The 18,046-nt window shown below is 59.0% G+C and carries 14 protein-coding genes; 8 read left to right on the forward strand and 6 right to left on the reverse strand.

The features are described from left to right. Positions 1-61 precede the first annotated feature (61 nt). Positions 62-1,609: a 2,3-bisphosphoglycerate-independent phosphoglycerate mutase gene (gene gpmI / locus GVN17_RS05615; RefSeq protein WP_166594227.1), complete on the reverse strand. Its 1,548-nt coding sequence runs from the start codon at positions 1,607-1,609 to the stop codon at positions 62-64. 145 nt (positions 1,610-1,754) lie between these two features. On the opposite strand from gpmI, the gene GVN17_RS05620 reads away from it, so the two are divergent. Genes GVN17_RS05620 through secB form a run of 3 tightly spaced genes read left to right on the forward strand, consistent with a single transcriptional unit; the run spans position 1,755 to position 2,953 of the window. Beyond that, positions 1,755-2,168: a rhodanese-like domain-containing protein gene (locus GVN17_RS05620; protein ID WP_166594289.1), complete on the forward strand. Its 414-nt coding sequence runs from the start codon at positions 1,755-1,757 to the stop codon at positions 2,166-2,168. Between the two features lies 1 nt (position 2,169). Next, positions 2,170-2,424 (forward strand): glutaredoxin 3, encoded by a 255-nt coding sequence (gene grxC / locus GVN17_RS05625; RefSeq protein WP_166594228.1) that lies wholly within the window; start codon positions 2,170-2,172, stop codon positions 2,422-2,424. Between the two features lie 40 nt (positions 2,425-2,464). Further along, positions 2,465-2,953, forward strand: coding sequence for a protein-export chaperone SecB (gene secB / locus GVN17_RS05630; RefSeq protein WP_166594229.1), 489 nt, complete (start codon positions 2,465-2,467; stop codon positions 2,951-2,953). A gap of 106 nt (positions 2,954-3,059) precedes the next feature. Here the strand turns inward: secB and trmL are convergent, their stop codons facing one another. After that, positions 3,060-3,515 carry a tRNA (uridine(34)/cytosine(34)/5-carboxymethylaminomethyluridine(34)-2'-O)-methyltransferase TrmL gene (gene trmL / locus GVN17_RS05635; protein ID WP_166594230.1) on the reverse strand — a complete coding sequence of 152 codons (456 nt, stop codon included), beginning with the start codon at positions 3,513-3,515 and terminating at the stop codon, positions 3,060-3,062. On the opposite strand from trmL, the gene GVN17_RS05640 reads away from it, so the two are divergent. Further along, the gene (locus GVN17_RS05640; RefSeq protein WP_166594231.1) at positions 3,514-3,954 is read left to right on the forward strand and encodes a hypothetical protein; all 441 of its coding nucleotides are present in this window, start codon (positions 3,514-3,516) and stop codon (positions 3,952-3,954) included. The genes trmL and GVN17_RS05640 overlap by 2 nt on opposite strands. Before the next feature lie 452 nt (positions 3,955-4,406). Further along, a complete protein-coding gene (locus tag GVN17_RS05645; protein WP_166594232.1) occupies positions 4,407-9,995 on the forward strand; it encodes a dermonecrotic toxin domain-containing protein in 5,589 nt (1,862 codons plus the stop codon). A 4-nt stretch (positions 9,996-9,999) separates the two neighbouring features. On the opposite strand, the gene tauD is transcribed toward GVN17_RS05645, so the two are convergent. The 4 genes from tauD to tauA form a co-directional block, all read right to left on the reverse strand. Next, positions 10,000-10,833 (reverse strand): taurine dioxygenase, encoded by an 834-nt coding sequence (gene tauD, locus GVN17_RS05650; RefSeq protein ID WP_166594233.1) that lies wholly within the window; start codon positions 10,831-10,833, stop codon positions 10,000-10,002. A 60-nt stretch (positions 10,834-10,893) separates the two neighbouring features. Next, positions 10,894-11,742: a taurine ABC transporter permease TauC gene (gene tauC, locus GVN17_RS05655; protein WP_166594234.1), complete on the reverse strand. Its 849-nt coding sequence runs from the start codon at positions 11,740-11,742 to the stop codon at positions 10,894-10,896. Then, a complete protein-coding gene (tauB, locus tag GVN17_RS05660; protein WP_166594235.1) occupies positions 11,739-12,530 on the reverse strand; it encodes a taurine ABC transporter ATP-binding subunit in 792 nt (263 codons plus the stop codon). Before tauB ends, tauC begins: the two co-directional genes overlap by 4 nt. Positions 12,531-12,721: 191 nt before the next feature. Beyond that, a complete protein-coding gene (gene tauA, locus GVN17_RS05665) occupies positions 12,722-13,699 on the reverse strand; it encodes a taurine ABC transporter substrate-binding protein (protein WP_166594236.1) in 978 nt (325 codons plus the stop codon). An 805-nt stretch (positions 13,700-14,504) separates the two neighbouring features. Between tauA and GVN17_RS05670 the strand changes: the two genes are divergently transcribed. The 3 genes from GVN17_RS05670 (at position 14,505) to GVN17_RS05680 (ending at position 18,036) form a co-directional block, all read left to right on the forward strand. Then, positions 14,505-15,875: an OprD family outer membrane porin gene (locus tag GVN17_RS05670; RefSeq protein ID WP_166594237.1), complete on the forward strand. Its 1,371-nt coding sequence runs from the start codon at positions 14,505-14,507 to the stop codon at positions 15,873-15,875. Between the two features lie 175 nt (positions 15,876-16,050). Beyond that, a complete protein-coding gene (locus GVN17_RS05675; protein ID WP_166594238.1) occupies positions 16,051-16,689 on the forward strand; it encodes a peroxiredoxin in 639 nt (212 codons plus the stop codon). A gap of 381 nt (positions 16,690-17,070) precedes the next feature. After that, on the forward strand, positions 17,071-18,036 hold the full coding sequence (locus tag GVN17_RS05680) for a sulfonate ABC transporter substrate-binding protein (protein ID WP_166594239.1): 966 nt from the start codon (positions 17,071-17,073) through the stop codon (positions 18,034-18,036). Positions 18,037-18,046: the final 10 nt, after the last annotated feature.

Here is an 18,046-nt window from a genome sequence, read left to right on the forward strand (position 1 = left end):
GGCTTTCAGACATTTCATACAAAAACCGGCGTGTTTGGGATGAACACGCCGGTTTAGGGGCTTACCTGGCGACCAGAATCGACGTGCCGGTCATTTCTTTCGGGATTTCCAGACCCAGCAAAGTCAGCATGGTCGGCGCCACGTCTGCCAGCACGCCGCCTTCGCGCACTTTCAGGTCACGCTTGCCGACGTAGACGAACGGCACCGGCTCAGAGGTGTGCGCGGTGTGCGGCTGATGCGTTTTCTCGTCGGTCATTTGCTCGACGTTGCCGTGGTCGGCCGTGATCAGCGCTTCGCCACCGACTTTTTCTAGCGCCTCGGTGATGCGACCGATGCACACGTCCAGGCATTCAACCGCCTTGACCGCTGCTTCCATGATGCCGCTGTGGCCCACCATGTCGCCGTTGGCGTAGTTGACGATAATCACGTCAAAACGTTGATTTTCGATGGCATCGACGATCTTGTCGGTGACTTCCGGCGCGCTCATTTCAGGCTGCAGGTCATAGGTCGCGACTTTCGGCGAGGGAATCAGGATGCGCTGTTCGCCTTCGAACGGCTCTTCACGGCCTCCGGAGAAGAAAAACGTCACGTGGGCGTATTTCTCGGTTTCGGCGATGCGCAGCTGAGTCTTGCCGTTTTTGGCCAGGTATTCGCCGAGCACGTTGTCCAGGCTGCCTTTGGTGAACGCGGCGGGTGCGTGAATGGACGCGGCGTATTGGGTCAGCATGACGAAGGCAGCCAGTTTTGGCTGGCGGGCACGTGCGAAGTCCTTGAAATCGTCTTCGACGAACACACGCGTCAGTTCGCGGGCGCGGTCAGCGCGGAAGTTCATGAAGACAACAGCGTCGCCGTCTTCGACCTTGACCTGATCGCCAATGCGCGTGGCTTTGACGAACTCGTCGTTTTCGTCACGGGCGTAGGCGGCGTCCAGTCCTGCCTTCGCAGTGTCGGCCTGGAATTCGGATTTGCCGTCGACGATCAGGTTGTAGGCTGATTCAACGCGGTCCCAGCGATTGTCGCGATCCATGGCGAAATAACGGCCAATGATCGTGGCAGTACGACCTTTGCCCAGCCGGCCATAGGCCGCTTCCATGGTGTCGAGGTATTGATGCGCGCTGCGTGGCGGTGTGTCGCGACCGTCGAGGAACGCGTGCAGGTAGATCTTCTCGGCGCCACGTTTGGCGGCCAGTTCGACCATGGCGACCAAATGATCTTCATGACTGTGTACGCCGCCATCGGAGAGCAGACCCAGGACGTGCACGGCCTTGCCGTCACCCACGGCTTGATCCACGGCCTTGCAGATGGCTTCGTTCTCGAAGAACTCGCCGTCCTTGATCGCCTTGGTCACCCGAGTGAAATCCTGATACACCACGCGTCCGGCGCCGAGGTTCATGTGGCCCACTTCAGAGTTGCCCATCTGACCGTCTGGCAGACCGACATCCATCCCGGAACCGGAGATCAGGCCGTTGGGCATGGTCTTGTACAGGCGATCGAAGGTCGGCGTTTTTTTGCTGGCGGTCGCCTCGTAGACCGCGTTGCCGTCGTGGCTGTCGCTGTGACCGAAGCCGTCCAGGATGATCAGAACCAATGGTTTAGGCGTGGTAGTCATGAATCCCACTCTTGGCTAATAGGTGAAGTAGAAAAAAGATCAGCAGTTTAGGACGAAGTTCCGACGGCGTCACTGCCGTACGGGCTTTGGCCCACCTTGGGGGCTGTGTATACTGGCCGACATTTTAACGCCCTGGAACCTGATGATGGTTGATCACCTGCTTGCATTTGCCACGAACCACTATTTGATCACTGGCGCTTTTGTCATTCTGCTGGCGCTGCTGATCGCGACAGAGCTGAACAAGGGCGGCAAGAGCTTGAGCACGGGTGAGCTGACCGCGCTGGTCAACCGTGATGAGGCGGTGGTCATCGACGTGCGTCCCAAGAAGGACTACGCCACTGGCCATATCGTGGGCGCCCTGAACTTCCCTCAGGACAAGGTCATGTCCCGTACCTCGGAACTTGAGAAGTACAAATCCAAGACCCTGATCATCGTCGATGCCGCCGGTCAGCACGCGGGTCACGTGGCCAGCGAGCTGCTCAAGGCCGGTTTCACTGCGGCCAAGCTGTCTGGCGGCGTCTCGTCGTGGCGCGGCGACAACCTGCCACTGGTGAAGTGACATGGCTGAAGTCGTCGTCTACTCCAGCGATTATTGCCCTTACTGCTCGCGAGCCAAGTACCTGCTCGAAAGCAAGAACGTCGATTTCGAGGAAATCAAAGTCGACGGCAAGCCGCAGATTCGCGCTGAAATGACAAAAAAGGCCGGACGCACGTCGGTCCCGCAGATCTGGATCGGTTCGGTCCACGTCGGCGGCTGCGACGATCTGTTCGCATTGGAACGTGCCGGTAAGCTCGACACACTGTTGAGCGCCTGAATTCGAACCCTACAAGACCCAAGAGTAAGAAGGATCTGAGATGAGCGATCAAACGAATAACGGCGCTACTTCCAACGAAGAAGAAGCTCCACAATTTTCCCTGCAACGCATCTACGTGCGTGACCTGTCGTTCGAAGCGCCGAAAAGCCCGGCGATCTTCCGTCAGGAGTGGACCCCGAGCGTCAGCCTGGACCTGAACACTCGCCAGAAGCAGCTGGAAAATGACTTCTACGAAGTCGTGCTGACCCTGTCGGTCGAAGTGAAGAACGGCGAGGAAATCGCCTTCATCGCTGAAGTCCAGCAAGCCGGTATCTTCCTGATCAAGGGGCTGGATGCATCGTCGATGAGCCACACCCTCGGCGCGTTCTGCCCGAACATCCTGTTCCCGTACGCGCGCGAAACCATCGACAGCCTGGTGGTTCGCGGTTCTTTCCCGGCGCTGATGCTGGCCCCGGTGAACTTCGACGCCCTGTACGCGCAAGAGCTGCAGCGCATGCAGGAATCGGGCGAGACCCCGACCGTTCAGTAAGCCTTGCGGCCTGACCGAATGAAAAAAGCGCCTGTGATGGGCGCTTTTTTGTTGGATATCGGATAAGCGACGCAGGCTCCCACAGGGTGCTCTGCGTAACCGCGGATTACTTGAACCCCAACTGACGCCAACCCTCGTACACCGCGATGGCCACGGTGTTGGACAGGTTCAGACTGCGGCTATCGGGACGCATCGGCAGGCGCAGGCGTTGCTCGGTGGTCAACGGGTCCAGCACTTCTGGCGGTAATCCCCGGCTTTCCGGGCCGAACAGGAATGCATCGCCTTCCTGAAACGCCACGTCGTGGAAAGGCCGCGAGCCCTTTGTGGTAAAAGCGAACAGGCGCGGCTGGCCGATACTTTCAAGGCAACTGGCCAAGTCGGCGTGACGGTGCAGCGTGGCGTACTCGTGGTAATCGAGGCCCGCGCGGCGCAGGCGCTTGTCGTCCAGCTCGAAGCCCAACGGCTCGATCAAATGCAGGTTGCAGCCACTGTTGGCGCACAGCCTGATGACGTTGCCGGTATTCGGCGGAATTTCTGGTTGAAAAAGGATCACGTGAAACATGCACGGCTCCGAACAAAAGGACGGGATGCATTCTACCCCCGAAGAAGACCCGAGACCGAAGCTATGGCGGCGGTTTTTGGGGTCTATCGCGATATTTGGCGTGATGGTCGGGTTGATGATCGGTCGCGTGACCACGCCAGACCCGATTGAGCTGCAACGTATCGAGGTGCTGTCCGGTGGCGTGGCGGTGTGGTTCAACCGCGAGCCGCAGTTGCATGGCGAGATCATCGACGGCGCCGTGGCCTTGCTCTTCAACGCCAAAGGCGATGCGCAACGGGGCGAGTTGAAGCTCAACGGGCGTGATGTGCGTTGGAGAGTTCAGAAGAGTGACAAGGGGTTGTTGCTGAACCTGCTGGCGGCCCGTCCGTTGCGCGGTGAGTGGCACGGCGCAACTCAGGACGGGCGCTGGAGACTGGAGGTCAGTCTCCGAGAGGAATAAAAGAGGGGAATCCCCGGCCTGCCTGTACCAAGGTCCCCAAAACTGGTGATGCTTAACCTATTGCAGAGCGCGTGCCAGTTTTGAGAAAAGCCTGTAGGAAATTTCGAAATAACCATAGAAGCCCCGTTTTCAGGCCTTTCGACCAACGTCGGAAATGGCCGGTACGGTTCGCACGCGATTTGAACAGCGTTCGAGATTGATTATTTCTTGATCATTTTTGCACGCTATTCGCGCATTTTCGAAGGTCAGAGAGCCAAAGTGATGCACGTCGCGGCAACTGCCGCGCCATCGATGCACCCAATTGTGGGAAATCTGCAATAGGTAGTATTTAAAGCTGCTATCCATTCCAAATGTGCCGTGAAGCCCCCTGATTGCTATCAGATTTTTGAGCTTTTTATGGACGCTTTTCTGAATACGCTCAGAAATTCCATATAAGTTTCAGGGCTTTAACGATGTCTCAGCAGTTGAACACCATCCGAAGCAAAATACCCGACTGGTTGGCGAGCGCCCCATCGGACCTTCACAGCACATTGCGCAAGGCGGGCGCCACGCGACTCACCTGGTTTGAACAGGCCCGCCAATCCATGCCTGAAGTCGTCAAGGCATTGCGGGATGACTACGTGCTGCACCGCTCAAGAGAAGCAGAACTCAACGAGGTGTTGAAAGACTTTCCTTCCCTTGAGGCATTTGCCGAACCCTTGCTCGTTACCGCGCTTAAAGAGCGATTCGGGTTGGAGGTGGACGTCCGCACAACCTGGCTGTTTCACGCACGCAGGATTCGTATCGACGATTCATTTGCAGCCGTGTCCAGAGATCCGCTGGTCGAATACCAGAAATCACTTAAGGCAGCGACGCAGACGTTGCTGCATGCCGCGTTGCAAAACTTCGAGGCCTGGGAAACTGAACCGGGTGGAATGGACCTCGATGCGCGACAGAAGGCGGCGGTTTACGACCGCTACCCGGTCGATGGGCTGGCATTGCCGACAACCCCACTGGCGATTGCGCCTGAAGCCTTCGCGGCCCTGTCCCGGGAGCTGGATCTCGGCGGGCAGTATCAGCAAAAAATCAGCGCGTTCCTGAACCCTGTTTCCGAGCCCGGCGATGCTTCCGATGCCGCCACGTTCAATCGACGGGGCTTGCTCAAGCGTGTGGCAGAGTCGGCCCTTCGCATTCAGGTCCACCTGGCCTTGATGCAGGGGCATATCAGCCAACGTCTTTACGCTCCTTTATTAGAGGTGGCCGCAAACGTCACGCAAGCCACGCTCGAAGGCGAGCCGATGACCTGCAGCTTCCTGCGCCTGTGGGACGTCGAGTTGACAGGCATCGTGACGATCAGCAAACCCCGCGACAGCGCAGACACCGTGCAGAGTGTCGTGGTCTACATCCCGAATGATCCGGTCTGCCCGCTCAAGGAATACCCATCCAGCGCTGTGTTCACCGCTGCGCTGCGCGACAGATTGTTGATGGAAGGCTATTCGGCGTTTTTCCAGCGTTTCGTTCCCGCCCGTCACCAGGCAGAACTGTTCGCAAAGCTGGAGTCATGCCTGCGGCCTGTGGTGTGGAACAACGACAGAAACTGGTACGAGCCGCAGGTCGACGTGAACGCGAAGCTCCATCTGCGGGAGCATGAGTTCAAGGTCGGGCTGCTGACGGCTGTCACTGAGCAAAATGCCGCGATCCTCAAGGACGACGCGCTGTTTCATGGAGTGCCTACGGCGGATGAAGACCAGAAAACCTTCGAGCAACGTGTTCACTATTTTGAAAACATCGCGCTACAGACGCTGAACGCGGTGGGGTTCGTCGTCCCGCCGGTCGGCGCCGTGATGATGGCCGTCGCGGCCGCGCAGTTGGGGGTCGAGGTTTTCGAAGGCGTGGACAGTTGGACGCGCGGCGAGTGGGAACAGGGCTGGCGTTGCCTCATGGACGTGGCGGAAAACGTAGCACTCATGGCCGCACTGGGGGCTGCTCATGGCAGCGGCACTCCGGCGGTAGAAACCCTCACGGTCGAGACGCCTTCATTCATCGAGGAACTGGAAGAGGTCGAATTGCCCAATGGTGAAACCCGATTGTGGAAACCCGATATCAGACCTTTTGCCCATGACACAGTGCTGCCCGCTGGGCTGAAGCCTGACGTTTACGGGGTCTATCACTACCAGAACAAAACCTGGGTTTCTCTCGAGGGTAAGGTGCACTCGGTAAAAAGGTCGTCCGCGAATGAGCCGTTGCGGATCGAGCATCCTACCAAAGCCATCAGCTATGAACCCCCGCTGCGCAGCAATGGCGCAGGCGCCTGGATGCACCCGGCAGATCGCCCTCTGGAGTGGGAGGGTCTGAAACTGTTTCGCCGATTGGGTCATACCGCCGACGCGTTTTCCGACGTGACGGCGCAACGCATTTTGCAGATCAGCGACACCCACGAAACCGTGCTGCGCAGAGCGTTGGCAGAGGGGCAACGCCCTCCGGCCTTGCTTGAGGACACAATGCGCCGTTTCCAGTTGGATGAGGACATGTCGCGCGAGCAGCGGGGCGAGAGTGCCGGGATCAACCAGGCGGCAGCCTTTGCATCACGTTATCGTGCGCTGTCTTCCGCGCAGGAAGCCGAAGGGGGCTTGATCACCCGCCGCTACCCCGACCTGCCAGGTCCCATCGTGGATGAAGTGGTCCGCGCTGCGTCGGCCGCTGAGCGTGCAGCGTTGGCCAACGGGCAGGTGCCCGTGCGCGTTGCCGAAGAGATTCGTGTCTATCAGCAGCAGGTCAGATTGGCGCGCGCTTACGAAGGGCTTTACCTCGAATCGGTGCGCAACCCCGACAGCGACGTCTTGATTCTTCACTCACTGGAGACGTTGCCTGGCTGGTCCGCGGAGTTGCGTCTTGAGCTGCACGACCGTCGATTCGCTGGTCCGCTGATTGACGCCATTGGCCCTGTGGAATCGACGCTGCGCAAGGTTCTGGTTCGGCATGCCGACGGCTTTGAAGCCTATGACGAGCGAGGACTGGAGCTGCATGGGCGCGATGATTTTTACGCGGCAGTTCTGCACGCGCTACCCGATGCACCGCGCGCCGCGTTGGGATTTCCCGGCACTTGGGATGGCCCGAAACTCAAACTCGCTGTTCAGAACGGTCCGTTGCTCCCCCGGCCTGCGCTGCGCACGCTATTGAACATGCAGCCCGCCACGCCGGGCCGACCCTCGCCGATGCGGCTGGCGGACGGGCGCTTGGGTTATCCCTTGAGTGGCAGAGGGGCCCTGCAAGGGTTTATCGCGCGGGACACCTTGCTGGACCTCATTCGATCCACCGGCGCGTCGAACGGCGACGCCTCTGCCGAGCACATTTTGGCTGCGTTAGAGGCCGCAGGCCTGGATCGTCAGCAGATTCACCAGCGGCTGATTGAGGTGCTTGACGAGCGTCTTGCGCTGGACGTCAGTTTGAACGCCTGGGGCGACAGCTCAGTGTCCGCGCCCGAAGCGCCCGAGCGGCAGGCGAATCGAACGCGCATTCATGATGCCATCTGGCGGCATTGGGCCGAAACAGCCTTGCCCGAGGTCACGTCCAACGGCGCGACATTGCGTTTGCAAAACGTGGTGCTGAGCGACTTCCCGCCAGCGCTCCCTGACTTTTTCAGTCAACGCGTGACTCGCATGGACCTGATCGAGATCGCCATCAATCGACCGGTATCAACGGTGTCACCGCCAATTGCCCGATGGGTGGATCAGCGTCTTGCCCTGGAAGCGTTTTTCGTGCGATTCCCGGGCGTCACAGCGCTGGAAATCAGCCGTTCGACGATGGCGAACGACCCGCTGGTCTTTCAGCTGCCGTACCTGGTCGCTCAGTCGTTTCCGGCCTTGCGCAGCTTGCGGCTGGTCAATCAGAGCCTGTCGATCAGTCTGCTGGAAGTGCAGTCTCTCAGTCGGCTCGAACATCTGGAAACGCTGGACCTGAGCGGTAACACCATCAGCGTTATCGAGCCGACCACGCTCACTGGCTTGCATTTGCGCACACTGAGGCTGGACAACGTGGGGCTCGAGCGTTGGCCTGCGTGGCTAGACGGGCTGGCGTCCTCGTCGATCACCGAGCTGTCGTTGCGCACTAACCGCATCATGGAAGTGCCGTGGGACATGTCCAGCCTGCAAGCCTCGACCGATCGATCGACCACGGTTTCGCTGCAAGGCAACCCACTTTCCCGCCTGACGATGACCCGCATTCGGCTCAACGAAGGAGTGAATAACCGGTTTCGGTTCCAGCTCGACGTACCCCCTCATCTGGCCGCTCATATCTATCAGATGAGGCAGGAGCGCACCCAATTGCGAGAGGCCATCGACAGCTGGACCCAGGCTTCTACCTCGACCCGGCCATTGACTGAAGAAGCGGTAGAGGTTCGGCGCGCCATCGGCGAAACCCTGCTGGAGTACTCGCGCCTCTACGGCGAAGGCCAGACGCAGACGGTTTTGACTGTCCAGGGCATTGCGCTGGCGGACTTTCCTGCGCAACTGCCAGCGTTCTTTGACGTGCGCGTGCGCAGCCTGCAATTGATCCGGGTCGGGGCCAGCGAGGCTGAGCTGAATCGATTTCTGACGCGCTTTCCACAACTGACGAATCTGGAGTTGACCGGGGCCGTGGAGCCTCTGCCGGCGCTGCCGTCCGCATTGTCGCGCCTGCCGCAACTGAACACCTTGAGCATCCGGGATCAGGGCCGTCTTATCGATCAGCAGGTCATGACGTTTCTCGCGAGGCTACCTCATCTCAATGCACTGGATCTGAGCGGAAACGTACTGGGCGCGATCTCCGATGTTTCCGCGATGCGAGGCCGTCTGACCTGGCTTTCTCTCGACAACTCGGGGCTGACGCAGTGGCCTGACTGGGTGGACGTCCTGCTCCCCATGGAAGGACTGACGCTGGACAACAATCAACTGACCGAGCTGCCCGAGCGCGTTTTGCGGAACCCGCGCAATGACATCGGGCAGACCGAAATCGCCTTGCGCGGCAATCCGCTGACCCATGAAACGATGCGCAGGGCGCACGTTTCTGAGCGCTATCGCGGGTCTTATACCTTTGCGATGGACTTTCCCGACGACATTCTTGAGCTGTCACCGGAGCGCCATGACTCGGATTCCGACACCTACGAATCAGACTCCGATTCTTCCGGCGGTCTGTACAGCCCAGAGCCTCCACCCCCTGAGGAAGTGCCTGACGTCGAGCAATGGCTCCTCGGGTCGGTCGACGAAAACCAGGCCCATCAGGCATTGTGGCAGCGCATCGAGGAAGGAGGCGATGCGCCAAACCTGATGGCGCTGATCGGGCGCCTTACGCAATCAGCGCCTTATCGTAATGCGCAGACACGTGTCGAGTTTGCAGAGCGGGTGTGGCGCGTGCTCGATGCGGCGGACCGGAATCTCGAAAACCGGCTGCTGTACAACGGCATCGCCGAAGAGGCCCTCGTGCAGCCTGAAACGGGCTTTCAAACCTGCTCCGACGGCGCGTGGCTGGTGTTTAATCAGATCGAGATTCAGATGTTCATCGAGCAGTCGCTGAGCAACGTGCCAGCCGAACTGCGCGGGCAATCACTGTACCGACTGACCCGGCGCCTGTACCGACTGCACGAGCTCGACGCCGTTGCCCGTGAGCAGGCTGCCGGTCGCGACGAGGCCGAAGTGCGTCTGGCCTATCGCCTGCGTTGGGCCTCGGAGCTGGACCTGCCATTGCCGCCGAGCAACATGTTGTATCAGGTGCACGCCAGCATTCGTCCCGGTGAACTGGACGCTGCGCTGGCCCGTGTACAGCAAGGGGAATACGGCGAGCCATTCATGGCCTATGCCGCCCAGCGCGACTTTTGGGTGGATTACCTACGCGGGGCCTATGCCGAGCGCTTCCAGACGCTGAAGGACGATTACCTGGCGCGGGTCTTGGCCGTTCCGGACCGCTTTCCCGGCCAGGCAATCGAGGAGCTGGGCGCAGAATACGCGGCGTTGAAGGCCGCGTATGAGGCACAGGAAATGGCGCTGATTCGTGAGCTGACGTACCGCGTGGGATTCGAAGAGGGCTGATGAGCTAGAACGGCGCGTCGCCCAGAATCGTGGCGCGATGCATTACCCGGCGCTGTGGGCGGTAATCGTCCACGGCGTAGTGCTGTGTCACGCGGTTGTCCCACATGGCGATGTCGTTTTCCTGCCAGCGCCAGCGAAGGGTGAACTCGGGGCGGGTGGTGTGGGCGAACAGCAGTTTCAGAATCGCCTCGCTTTCCGCCGCTTCCAGCTCGTTGATGCGCGTGGTGAACCCGTCGTTGACGAACAGCGCCTTGCGCCCGCTCACCGGGTGCGTGCGGATCACCGGGTGCGACAGTGGCGGGTTCTTACGGCGGGTTTCTTCCCAGCGGGCGAGGTCTTCGGCCGTGCTGCCGAAGCGTTCCACAGGAAAGGATCGGGTGAAGTCGTGAGTAGCCGTCAGCCCATCGAGCAACGTTTGCAGCGGCTTGGACAGCGCTTCAAACGCTGCAATGCCACTGGCCCACAGCGTGTCACCGCCGTAGGCGGGCAATTGCTTCGCGCTCAGGACAGCACCGAGGGCGGGCGTCGGCAAGAAGGTCACGTCGGTGTGCCAGATGGCGTTGTCGCGTACATCCGTCAGCGCCGTGTCGAGCACCATGATTTCCGGCTGCTCAGCCACGTTAGGGTAAATCGGGTGCACATGCAGATCACCGAACAAGGAAGCGAAGCGCACTTGCTGTTGAGGCGTGATCGGCTGCTCGCGAAAAAACAGCACCTGATGGTCGAGCAGCGCTTGCTCGATGGCATTACGTTGATCGGCGGTCAGGTCCCGGCTCAGGTCGACGCCGCTGATCTGCGCGCCCAATGCCGAACTGATAGGGGTGATGTGAAGGCTCATGCGGGTTCTCACAATGTGCGCCGAAGTGTCGGCGTAGTCAGTGTCTGTTCTTGTCAGTAATCAATGATTCTCGCCTTGCCACGGCACGAGTTTGCGTTGCAGCGCGCGCAAGCCCATTTCCAGAGCGAATGCGATGAACGCGATCACCAGAATCCCCAGTACCACGACATCCGTGACCAGAAATTGCGCAGCGGACTGGACCATGAAACCCAGGCCGCTGGTGGCCGCGATCAGCTCGGCGGCGACCAGCGTTGACCAACCCACCCCCAGCCCGATGCGCACGCCGGTGAGGATGTCGGGCAGGGCGCTGGGCAAAATCACATGCCGAATCAGCTGCCAGCGCGTGGCACCCAGCGACTGCGCGGCACGCAGTTTGGCGCTGTCCACGGTGCGCACGCCGGTGGCCGTGGCGATGGCAATCGGCGCGAAGATCGCCAGGTAAATCAGCAGCACTTTGGAGAACTCGCCGATGCCGCACCAGATCACGATCAGCGGCAAATACGCCAGCGGCGGGATCGGGCGGTAGAACTCGATCAGCGGGTCGAAAATGCCCTGCGCGATACGGTTATGGCCGATGGCAATGCCGACCGGAATGGCCGTCAGCACTGCGAACACCAGACCCAGCCCGATGCGTTGCAAGCTGGCGCCGAGGTGCTGCCAGAGGGTGGACTCCATGTAACCCTTGGTCATCAGCAACCAGGCTTTTTCCAGCACCGCAGAGGGCGGCGGCAGGAACAACGGCTCGACCCATTCGAATGCCGTGACCACCCACCAGGCGGCGAGCAGTGCGACCAGTGTCAGGACGCTGATGGCGCGTGTGCTGATGTAAAGGCGCCGCGCTCCGGCTTTCGCAGGAAGCGACGTCGGTGTAAGAGCATCGGCCAGCGGCGGGGATTGGTATCTGCTCATGCCCGTTGCTCCTGAATGGCCTGACGTTGAGAAAACACCCGAGCCAACACGTGTTCGCGGGTTTCGATAAAACGGGGATCGGACTTGATCGCCCGTGCCGATTCGCCTGCGCTGTAGCGCTGGCCGAAGTCGAGCGCGAGGTGCTCGACGATTTGCCCCGGATTCGGCGCCAACAGGATCAGGTCGGTGGCGAGGAACACGGCTTCCTCGATGTCGTGGGTGATCAGAAACACCGGTTTGGCGCTGCGCTGCCAGACTTGCAGCAACAGCTCTTGCATCTGTTCACGGGTGAACGCATCCAGCGCACCGAACGGCTCGTCCATCAGCAAAACCCGTGGGTCGGCGGCCAAGGCGCGGGCCAGGCCTACGCGCTGTTTTTGGCCGCCCGACAGTTGCCAGATACGGCGATTTTCGAACCCGGCGAGATCGACCAGCGCCAGCATGTCACGGGCCTTGGCTTCACGTTGCGCGCGAGGGACGCCAGCAAGCTCCAAGCCGAACGCGACGTTGGCGAGTACGTCCTGCCACGGCAGCAAGGCATCGTCCTGAAACACCACGCCACGTTCCGCGCTGGGGCCTTTGACCGGAACGTTGTCGAGGGTGATGCGACCGGCGCTTGGCTCGACGAAGCCTGCGATCAGGTTCAACAACGAAGTCTTGCCGCTGCCGGAAGGGCCGAGGGCCACCAGCAGCTGTTGCGGGCCGAGGCTCAGGGAAATGTCGGACAGTACCGGCTCGGCCGCACCGGGATACTGTGCGCAGATGCGCTCCAGCTTTAACAAGGCCATGGCGATGACTCCGCTTCTATATGAGGAACTGACACGTCCTCTGTAGGAGCGTGGCTTGTCCCGCGACCGGCTGCGAAGCAGTCGTAAACCCTCCAAATGCAACACGCCTGAGGCACCGCATTTAGTCGATTTACTGCCGCTTCGCGGCAGGTCGCGGGACAAGCCGCGCTCCTACAGTCAGTTGCGTGGCGTTATTGGGTAACAAACTTCGCGCTGACATACGGCGTGTAATCCGCCAGCACCGCATCGACTTTGCCTTGCTCTTTCAGGAAGGCAGCGGTCTTGCCGATGGCTTCGGTGGTCGGTGCGCCCAGCTCTTTCGCCTGATCCGCCGCCAGCGGGTAGACGTTGCCTTCCAGCAGGCCCGGGATGTCAGTGGCTTTGGCGCCGGACAGCTTCACCAGCTTGTCGACGTTGCTGGCGTTGGCGACCCAGGCCGCCGGGTCTTTGCGGTAATCGGCGTAGGCGTCGAGAGTGGTCTTGGCGAAGGCTTTGACGATTTCAGGATGCTTGTCGGCGAAGTCCTTGCGCACGATCCAAGCGTCGAAGGTCGGTGCGCCAATTTTGGCCAGTTCGCCGGAGGTGATCAGCACTTTGCCGGTTTCCTTGGCGACGCCCAGCGCCGGGTCCCATACGTACGTGGCGTCGATGTCACCGCGTTTCCAGGCGGCGGCGATGGCCGGTGGCGCAAGGTTCAGGATGGTCACTTTCGTTGGGTCGATGTTCCAGTGCTTCAGCGCTGCCAACAGGCTGTAGTGCCCGGTGGACACGAATGGGACGGCGATCTTCTTCCCGACCAGATCCTGCGGGCTGTTGATGCCTGCGCCATTGCGCGCCACCAGCGCTTCGGCGGCGCCGATCTGGGTGGCAATCAGGAAGGTTTCCACCGGAACTTTGCGCGTCGCCGCTGCCGTCAGCGGGCTGGAGCCGAGGTAGCCAATCTGCACGTCACCCGAAGCAATGGCCGTGATCACGTCGGCGCCGTTATCGAATTTGCGCCAGGAAATGTTTGAGCCCGTGGCTTTCTCATACGCGCCATCGGCCTGGGCAACCTTGGCCGGGTCCACGGTGGTCTGGTAAGCAACGGTGAAATCCGCAGCCTGGGCGAGCAGGGCAGAACCGGCCAGCGACAGGGCCGCCAACAAGCGAAGGGGTTTGAGCAGTTTCATGGTGAGGCTCCGGATCAAGTCAGACCGAGGGACTGAATGAGGCGAAGCGTAAATGATCTAAGAAACGCCAAGTAAATAACCTTTTGGCATGAGCTTAGAGAGGAAAGTAGAGCTTGGACCGACCCCTGACAGCGAAATTCGGAAAAGATGCGGATACACTTTGACCGTTCATCGAAATGTCACATTCTGTAAATACGATCTGCCCGCTCGTCTGAAGGAAGCTGCTGAGCGCTTGCCTGCATCCGGCTGAAACCTGAGGGAAGGGCTATCAGTGATCTTGTAGCGCGCCAGGTGGCAGGTGTGCCTGTTAACTGACGAGTCAGCGACGCAATATTATAAAAAATAGACAGACAGCACGGTGACAACTGTAACAATTGCGTCTACGTGGTTATCAAGGTCTTTATTTTCAACGGGTTATCTACCTTATTCTCATCCTGTTTCGCACGGCGACCATGACTGGGCAGTCGAGTTCCGGTCGTACGATGTGCAGAAACCAATCGATCTGACGAACGGGATGTAAATATTTTTTGGGAATTAGGTAAAGACGCCGATACACTCCGCAACGGACGGCTGAAACGACTTGTGACATATAACTGCGCGGCATAAAAGCAGGTCTACAAAGTCTTTTTAGGTTTAAAGGATTTCCCTTACCTTGCAGCCAGCTGTTAACGCGGTCTAGTCAATTAGTCTTGGGGCCATTGACTCGCCGAGTCAGGTCCAGCGCTAATCGCGCATCCGCGGTCTTGAGCCTTCGGTCTCGATACCAAGGAACTACAAAAATTAGATTCAAGAGGAGCGATACACAATGAAGAAGTCCACCCTGGCCTTGGCCGTATCCGTAGGTGTGATGGCCACTCAGGCTGGTGCAGCTGGTTTTTTTGAAGACAGCAAAGCCACAGTCAGTTCCCGCACCATGTATTTCGAAAACGACAACCGCGAGCAGTTCGGCGCCGCCAAGGCATCCGACCAGCGTGAAACTGCGGAAGGTCTGATCTTCAGCTTCATCTCTGGCTACACCCCAGGCACTGTTGGTTTCGGTCTGGATGTACAGAGCCTGGTCGGTATTCACTTGGGTGGTGGTATCACTCACCACGGCACTGGCACCTCGAACACCTTCTTCCCGACTGACACCGATGGTTCGTCGGTTGATGACTGGTCGCGTACTGGCGCCAACTTCAAGGCCAAGATCTCCAAAACCGAGTTGAAAGTAGGTACTGCTCTGCAGCCTAACTTGCCAATTCTGGTGGCGAACGACGGTCGTCTGCTGCCGCAGACCTTCCAGGGTGGCATCATCCAGTCGAAGGACATCGACAACTTCACGCTGACCGCCGGTAAGATCACCCAAGGCGCAAGCCGTGCATCCAGCAACTACGCCGGTCTGGCGACTGCAGGCGGCACCAAGGGCTCCAACAGCTTCACCTTCGCCGGTGTCGACTACAAAGTCACCAAAGACCTGACCTTGCAGGCTTACCACTCCGAGCTGGAAGACTACTACAAGCAGAACTTCTTCGGTCTGGTGCACATTCTGCCAATCGCTGACGACCAGTCCTTCAAGACTGACCTGCGTTACTTCGACAGCAGCTCCGACGGCAAGAACGGCGAAACCGGTTATGTCTTCAACAACAACGGCGGCTATGCCAAGCACGCTGGCGAAGTTGACAACAAAACCTGGTCTGCCATGTTCACGTACACCCTCGGTGGCCACTCTCTGATGCTCGGTCACCAAGACGTGGGCGACGACGGCGGCTTCGTATGGATGAGCAACGGTAACGTGGCTGACGGCCGTGGCCGTCCAGACGGTGAAGGCGGTTCCAGCTTCTACCTGTTCACTGACTCGATGATCAACCAGTTCGCACGTGCCGGTGAGACCACTAACTTCGGTCAATACTCCTACGACTTCGCACGTCTGGGCGTTCCAGGTCTGAAAGCGGCATTCGCTTACCTGAAAGGTACCAACATCAAGTCGCAGCGCGGCAACTTGGGCGACAGCTCCGAGTGGGAACGCGACATGCGTATCGACTACGTGTTCCAGGAAGGTCCACTCAAAGGCTTCGGCGCTACCCTGCGTCGTGCTAACTACCGTGGCGACTTCTCGGGCACCAACGCGCAGAACAGCCACATTGCTGACCAAGACCAGACTCGTCTGATCTTCAACTACACCTACGCTTTCAAATAAGCCGGGTCAGTTAAAAAGAGCCCCGCTTCGGCGGGGCTTTTTTATGCCTGTAATAAAGGGTTTTTGCTTATTTATATAGCCAAACAATCGTACGACATGACCACTCGGTCTTTCAGTTTCCGTGAATTCACAGGCAGAGTATCTCCAGAACACACACAACAAAGGAGCTGACTGCATGAGCCTCAAACTTGGCGACATCGCCCCCGACTTCGAACAGGATTCCAGTGAAGGCCGCATCAAGTTTCACGAGTGGCTGGGTGACAAGTGGGGTGTGTTGTTCTCCCACCCTGCCGACTTCACGCCCGTATGCACCACTGAGCTGGGCTTCACCGCGAAACTCAAAGACGAGTTCGAGAAGCGCAATGTGAAGGCGATTGCGCTCTCCGTTGACTCGGCCGAATCCCACGTGAAATGGATCGACGACATCAACACGACCCAGAACACGATCGTGAACTTCCCCATCCTGGCCGACGCCGACCGCAAGGTGTCTGACCTGTACGACCTGATTCACCCCAACGCCAGTGAAACGCTGACCGTGCGCTCCCTGTTCGTGATCGACCCGAACAAGAAAGTGCGCCTGACCATCACGTATCCGGCCAGCACCGGGCGCAATTTCAATGAAATCCTGCGGGTGATCGATTCGCTGCAATTGACCGACAGCCACAAAGTCGCGACGCCTGCGAACTGGGTGGATGGCGACGACGTCGTCATCGTGCCGTCGATCAAGGATGAAGAAGAGATCAAGCAACGCTTTCCAAAAGGCTATAAGGCCGTCACGCCATACCTGCGCCTGACCCCACAGCCCAACCGCTGAAATTCTGTTTCAACCACGACATTCGGGCCGATTTATCGGCCCTTTTTTTTAAGGCCTCGAATCCATTCCTCTGGATGAAATGATGGACCTGGGGGAGCGAATTCATTCGCGAATGGCCAGTCCCGTCGATACACATTTTTCGCCAGGGACATTGCATCGCGAGTGAATTCGCTCCTACAGACAGTACGCGTCGTCCGGAAGATTCTTTATATTCAATTTGGTGCTAACCAAATGAAGAAATATGATTTTAGAGAATAAACAACCCCTGTTATGGTTTCACCGTCCTGGCGAAATCGCTGGCAATGAATCCCATCCACACCTTACTTGCCCGCCATCGGACAAGCAGGTGCCACCTAAAAGCTACAAGCAAAGGAGCGTGCCATGCGCACTGTCATTTTGCGTCGAGGCCTGGTCGCTCTGTTTGCTGCGGCGGTGTCCTTCGGCGTTTTAACTCAAGCTCAAGCCGATACCTTGCGCATCGGCTATCAGAAGTACGGCACGCTGGTCCTGCTCAAAGCCAAAGGCTCGCTGGAAAAGAAACTGGCTGAGCAGGGCGTCCAAGTGCAATGGACTGAATTCCCGGGTGGCCCTCAGTTGCTGGAAGGTCTCAACGTCGGCTCCATCGACTTCGGCGTGACCGGCGAAACCCCGCCGGTGTTCGCACAGGCCGCAGGCGCCGATCTGCTGTACGTGGCCTCCGAGCCGCCTGCGCCGACCAGCGAAGCGCTGCTGGTGCCCAAGGATTCCCCGATCAAATCGGTGGCAGACCTCAAGGGCAAAAAAGTCGCGTTGAACAAAGGCTCTAACGTGCATTACCTGCTGGTGCGCGCGCTGGAGGAGGCGGGTCTGAAATACAGCGATATCCAGACCGTCTACCTGCCACCGGCTGACGCCCGTGCCGCTTTCGAGCGTGGCGCGGTCGATGCCTGGGTCATCTGGGACCCGTACCAGGCCGCCGCCGAACAACAGCTTCAGGCACGCACCCTGCGCAATGGCACTGGCATCGTCGACAACAACCAGTTCTATCTGGCGACCAAGCCTTACGCACAGCAGCATCCGAAAGTGATTCAAACGCTGGTCGAAGAAGTCCGTGCGGTGGGCGAGTGGTCCAAGGCCAACCCCGATGACGTGACCAAACAAGTCGCGCCGCTGCTCGGCCTGCCAGAAGACATCACCAAAATCTCGGTGAAACGCCAAGGTTACGGGGCGCTGTTCATCACCCCTGAAACCGTCGCAGCCCAGCAGAAAATCGCCGACACCTTCTATCAACTGAAGTTGATCCCTAAACCGCTCAGCATCGCCGATGTGATCTGGACGCCACCTGCTGCTGTCGCGAAAGCGCAGTAAGCCTCGGCAT

This window comes from Pseudomonas sp. SLFW (assembly GCF_009905615.1).
GTDB lineage: Bacteria > Pseudomonadota > Gammaproteobacteria > Pseudomonadales > Pseudomonadaceae > Aquipseudomonas > Aquipseudomonas bambusae.

Bases quoted from the DNA above. Each gene is read 5' to 3' on its own strand.
- gpmI (WP_166594227.1), bottom strand. From the start codon at position 1,609: ATGACTACCACGCCTAAACCATTGGTTCTGATCATCCTGGACGGCTTC.
- GVN17_RS05620 (WP_166594289.1), top strand. From the start codon at position 1,755: ATGGTTGATCACCTGCTTGCATTTGCCACGAACCACTATTTGATCACT.
- grxC (WP_166594228.1), top strand. From the start codon at position 2,170: ATGGCTGAAGTCGTCGTCTACTCCAGCGATTATTGCCCTTACTGCTCG.
- secB (WP_166594229.1), top strand. From the start codon at position 2,465: ATGAGCGATCAAACGAATAACGGCGCTACTTCCAACGAAGAAGAAGCT.
- GVN17_RS05640 (WP_166594231.1), top strand. From the start codon at position 3,514: ATGCACGGCTCCGAACAAAAGGACGGGATGCATTCTACCCCCGAAGAA.
- trmL (WP_166594230.1), bottom strand. From the start codon at position 3,515: ATGTTTCACGTGATCCTTTTTCAACCAGAAATTCCGCCGAATACCGGC.
- GVN17_RS05645 (WP_166594232.1), top strand. From the start codon at position 4,407: ATGTCTCAGCAGTTGAACACCATCCGAAGCAAAATACCCGACTGGTTG.
- tauD (WP_166594233.1), bottom strand. From the start codon at position 10,833: ATGAGCCTTCACATCACCCCTATCAGTTCGGCATTGGGCGCGCAGATC.
- tauC (WP_166594234.1), bottom strand. From the start codon at position 11,742: ATGAGCAGATACCAATCCCCGCCGCTGGCCGATGCTCTTACACCGACG.
- tauB (WP_166594235.1), bottom strand. From the start codon at position 12,530: ATGGCCTTGTTAAAGCTGGAGCGCATCTGCGCACAGTATCCCGGTGCG.
- tauA (WP_166594236.1), bottom strand. From the start codon at position 13,699: ATGAAACTGCTCAAACCCCTTCGCTTGTTGGCGGCCCTGTCGCTGGCC.
- GVN17_RS05670 (WP_166594237.1), top strand. From the start codon at position 14,505: ATGAAGAAGTCCACCCTGGCCTTGGCCGTATCCGTAGGTGTGATGGCC.
- GVN17_RS05675 (WP_166594238.1), top strand. From the start codon at position 16,051: ATGAGCCTCAAACTTGGCGACATCGCCCCCGACTTCGAACAGGATTCC.
- GVN17_RS05680 (WP_166594239.1), top strand. From the start codon at position 17,071: ATGCGCACTGTCATTTTGCGTCGAGGCCTGGTCGCTCTGTTTGCTGCG.